Annotated in this window: 6 protein-coding genes; 5 read left to right on the forward strand and 1 reads right to left on the reverse strand. The window is 63.5% G+C overall.

The window, feature by feature from the left end:
- Nucleotides 1-36 precede the first annotated feature (36 nt).
- On the reverse strand, nt 37-339 hold the full coding sequence (locus tag JNK68_11365) for a hypothetical protein (GenBank protein ID MBL8540953.1): 303 nt from the start codon (nt 337-339) through the stop codon (nt 37-39).
- Nucleotides 340-550: 211 nt separating this feature from the next.
- On the opposite strand from JNK68_11365, the gene JNK68_11370 reads away from it, so the two are divergent.
- The 5 genes from JNK68_11370 to JNK68_11390 all read left to right on the forward strand — a co-directional run.
- Entirely contained in the window at nt 551-796 is a 246-nt protein-coding gene (locus JNK68_11370; protein MBL8540954.1) for an AbrB/MazE/SpoVT family DNA-binding domain-containing protein, read from the forward strand.
- The gene (locus JNK68_11375; protein ID MBL8540955.1) at nt 793-1,221 is read left to right on the forward strand and encodes a putative toxin-antitoxin system toxin component, PIN family; all 429 of its coding nucleotides are present in this window, start codon (nt 793-795) and stop codon (nt 1,219-1,221) included. Before JNK68_11370 ends, JNK68_11375 begins: the two co-directional genes overlap by 4 nt.
- 78 nt (nt 1,222-1,299) lie before the next feature.
- Nucleotides 1,300-1,599 (forward strand): nucleotidyltransferase family protein, encoded by a 300-nt coding sequence (locus JNK68_11380; GenBank protein ID MBL8540956.1) that lies wholly within the window; start codon nt 1,300-1,302, stop codon nt 1,597-1,599.
- Nucleotides 1,589-1,939 (forward strand): DUF86 domain-containing protein, encoded by a 351-nt coding sequence (locus JNK68_11385; protein ID MBL8540957.1) that lies wholly within the window; start codon nt 1,589-1,591, stop codon nt 1,937-1,939. Before JNK68_11380 ends, JNK68_11385 begins: the two co-directional genes overlap by 11 nt.
- Nucleotides 1,940-2,063: 124 nt before the next feature.
- Nucleotides 2,064-4,054 (forward strand): DEAD/DEAH box helicase family protein (locus tag JNK68_11390; protein ID MBL8540958.1); only part of this gene is annotated, 1,991 nt, incomplete at its 3' end.

Raw genomic sequence — 4,054 nt, forward strand, 5'->3', positions numbered from 1 at the left:
CGCTAGAGCCGGCGATCAGCCATCTCGCCGCAGCCATCAGCCGTCGACGAAGATCGCGCGCTTGATGGTCCATTTCTGCTCGGCGCCCTCCAGCGACTTCGCACAGCCCAGGTCCTCCGGCGCAGCATCGGGCTTCAGGTCCGACTTCGACCGATCCCCGGTCGGCACTCCACCGAGCGATCGCTCCAGCCACACGCGCACCGTGCGCGACGGGTGCGTGCTGCGCACCGTGACCGTCACCGTATCGCGGTTCACGCAGGTCGCGCCGAAATCCTGACCGAACTTCACGAACGACGCGGCATCCTCCTCCGCCGCGCCACCCGGTGCGGTGAACACCATGGCGACGAGCGCCGCAAGCGCTGCCAACAATCGCGTCATGCTTCCTCCGAGGTCAGCTTCGAGCTTTGCTCCATTAATGTAGCCGAATCGGTGAGCGAATGGCTTGCCGTCTCGTCGGCCCCATGAGACAGATCGAAACGCTGAAAGCCGCGGACGCCGGCGTCCGCTGAAAAGATTATGCTAAGGTAAGGTTTCCTTTCGTGGGGATTCCGTGCTTGCCAAGATCACCTCCAAGAACCAGCTCACCCTCCCGAAGAGCATTACGAACGCCATCGGTCCCACCGAATACTTCGAGGTCGAGGCCAGGGACGGCCGGATCATCCTGACTCCTGTACGCATCCAGCGCGCCGACGCGGTGCGCGCCAAGCTCGCGGAACTGAAGTTCTCCGAACAGGACGTTGCGGATGCCGTGGAATGGGCAAGGCGCCCTGCGCGCAAGAAACCCGCACGGAAATGAGTCGACCGCCAGCGGTCGTGCTCGATACAAACGTCGTGCTCTCTGCACTGCTTTTCGGCAAAGGCCGCCTGGCCGGACTGCGGCAGGCGTGGCAGAAGGGTCACTGCCAACCATTGGTCTCTCGGCCAACCGTTGCGGAGTTTGTGCGAGCCTTGCCGTATCCGAAGTTCGACCTCTCACCGGATGACCAGCATGAACTGTTGGCCGATTACCTGCCCTTCTGCACCACCGTGCGCATGCCGAGCGCGCCGCCGCAGACTCCAACGTGCCGCGACCCGTTCGACCGTTCATTTCTGGAACTCGCGGTTGTTGGAAAAGCCGACTATCTGGTCACCGGCGACAAGGACGTTCTTGCCCTCGCGCAGCGATTCGCGTGTTCGATCGTGACACCTGAGCAGTTCCTTTCCGAGCTGCGCTTGCCGTAGGCATTAAAAAACAGTTGGACCGCGAACATGATCTCAGGTCGAGACAGATATGGCAGCATAGCGCCTGCAGGTGAATGAATGGACCTGATCGAACGGAACCGTGACCAGATCGAAGCGCTGTGTCGTCGGCGCGGCGTACTCTCGCTCGCACTGTTCGGGTCGGCGGCCCGCGACGAGCTGCAGCCCGGGAGTGATATCGATCTGCTGATCGAGTTCAAACCCGACACCCGCGTGGGTTTGTTCGAACTGGAGAACATTCGCGCCGAGCTGGAATCGATCTTCGGTCGATCGGTCGATCTCGCGGGACCGGCGATCCTTCGCAACCCGTATCGTCGCCGCACCATTCTGCGCGACCTGCGAGCGATCTATGACGCCTGAAGAGCGCGACTACGCTTATCTCTGGGACATGTTGCATTCCGCCATCGCTGCCCTGAGTTATGTCGAAGGTCTGTCGCCGGAAGCTGCCGTGAGCGATGAAATGCGGATGGCCGCGTTTGAACGCAAGCTGGAGGTACTCGGCGAGGCTGCGAAGCGTGTCAGCTCCGAGTTCGTGCAGATGCATCCCGAAATCCCTTGGCGCGGCATGATCGGGCTGCGGAATGTTCTCGCCCACAACTATGGAGAGATCGATCGGCAGCGGCTGCGCGAGACCGCCTGCCGCGAATTGCCTGGCTTGATCACGGCGTTGAGAACCCTGCAACCACCAATCGAAGAATGAGCACCTGCTCGCACGACGCAGGCAGCAGCGGCGCCCACGGAAGATTCCGAACGAACAGCCCTTCGCACTGCCTTCTGTTGCCGTGTGCTAGCATCATATCGGGGAGAAGGCAGGCAGAAGAAAGTTGGTCAGCGAACAAGAAGCCCGGGTTGAAATAGACGCACTGCTCACTGCTGCAGGCTGGGCAGTGCAGGATTACAAGCGCTCCGACATCCATGCCGCCCGTGGCGTGGCGCTCCGCGAATTCCAGTTGAACCCCGGCTTCGGCGAAGCCGACTACCTACTCTATGTCGATGGCAAAGCCGCGGGCGTGATAGAGGCCAAGAAGCGGGGCGCGACGCTCACCGGCGTCGAGGTGCAGTCGGGCAGGTACGCGCAGGGCCTGCCCGCCACCCTCCCCGCCTGGCGCCGGCCGTTGCCCTTCCTGTACGAAAGCACCGGCGCCGAGACGCACTTCACCAATGCGTTGGACCCCGAGCCGCGCGCCCGCAACGTCTTCGCCTTCCACCGCCCCGAAACCCTCGCCGACTGGCTCGGCGCCGGTGAGGGATTGGGTGTCGTTCCCGCGAAAGCGGGAACCCAGCGTCTTTCCGAAGCCGTCGCCCCGGCGCAGGCCGGGGCCCAATTGTCGGCACGGGAAGCGCCGCCGCCGTATCACCTCGGCACCTTCCTCCACCGCGTCAGGACCATGCCGCCCCTCGTCACCGAGTGGTCCGACTTCAAGCTCTGGCCCGCGCAGATCACCGCCATCCGCAACCTGGAAGCCAGCCTCGCGCACAACAAGCCGCGCGCCCTCATTCAAATGGCGACGGGCTCCGGCAAGACCTTCACCGCCATCAGCTTCATCTACCGGCTGATCAAGTTCGCCGGCGCGCGGCGCGTGCTGTTCCTGGTGGACCGTGGCAACCTCGGCCGGCAGACCAAGAAGGAGTTCGACCAGTACGTCTCACCCGTCAACAACTACAAGTTCGGCGAGGAGTACATCGTCCAGCACCTCACCAGCAACAACCTCGACAAGACGGCGCGCGTGTGCATCAGCACCATCCAGCGCATGTTCTCCATGCTCAAGGGCCGCGAGCTGCCGGAAGAGGCCGACGAAGAATCCACCGAACGCGTGGAAAGCCTGTTCGACAAGGCACCGGAGCCCATCGACTACAACCCCGCATTCCCGATCGAGGCCTTCGACATCATCGTCACCGACGAGGCGCACCGCAGCATCTACAACCTGTGGCGCCAGGTGCTGGAGTACTTTGACGCCTACCTCATCGGCCTGACCGCCACGCCCAACAAGCAGACCTTCGGCTTCTTCAACCAGAACCTGGTGATGGAGTATGGCCACCCGCAGGCGGTGGCCGACGGCGTGAACGTCAACTACGACGTCTACCGCATCAAGACCGAGGTCACCGACGCTGGCAGCACCGTGGAAGCCGGCTACTGGCTGCAAGTGCTGGACAAGCCCACCCGCGCCCGGCGCGACTGGCAGCTCGACGACGACTTCGAGTACGCGCCCGAAGAGCTGGACCGCAGCGTGCAGACGCCCGACCAGATCCGCACCATCGCCCGCACCTTGTACCAACGCTGGCAGACCGACCTCTTCCCTCAGCGGCAGGAGCTGCCCAAGACGCTCATCTTCGCCAAGGACGACAACCACGCCGAGGCGATCGTCGGCATCCTGCGCGAGGAGTGGGGCCGCGGCAACGAGTTCGCGCAGAAGATCACCTACCGCACCACGGGCAGCAAGCCCGAGGAGCTGATCAAGGCCTTTCGCACCAGCTACTACCCGCGCATCGCCGTCACCGTGGACATGATCGCCACCGGAACCGACATCAAGCCGGTGGAGATCGTCGTCTTCATGCGCAGCGTGAAGAGCCGCAGCTTCTTCGAGCAGATGAAGGGCCGCGGCGTGCGCGTGATCAAGGACGACGACCTGCGCGGCGTGAATCCCGGCGAGCACGTGCACAAGGACCATTTCGTCATCGTCGACTGCGTGGGCGTGTGCGAGCGCGACAAGACCGACAGCCGGCCGATGGACCAGAAGAAGAGCGTGCCGCTGGACGCGCTGCTGCAGGCCGTGAGCCTGGGCAACGTGGAGCCCGAGGTGCTCTCCAGCGTGGC

It is taken from the genome of Betaproteobacteria bacterium (genome assembly GCA_016791345.1).
Lineage (GTDB): Bacteria > Pseudomonadota > Gammaproteobacteria > Burkholderiales > JAEUMW01 > JAEUMW01.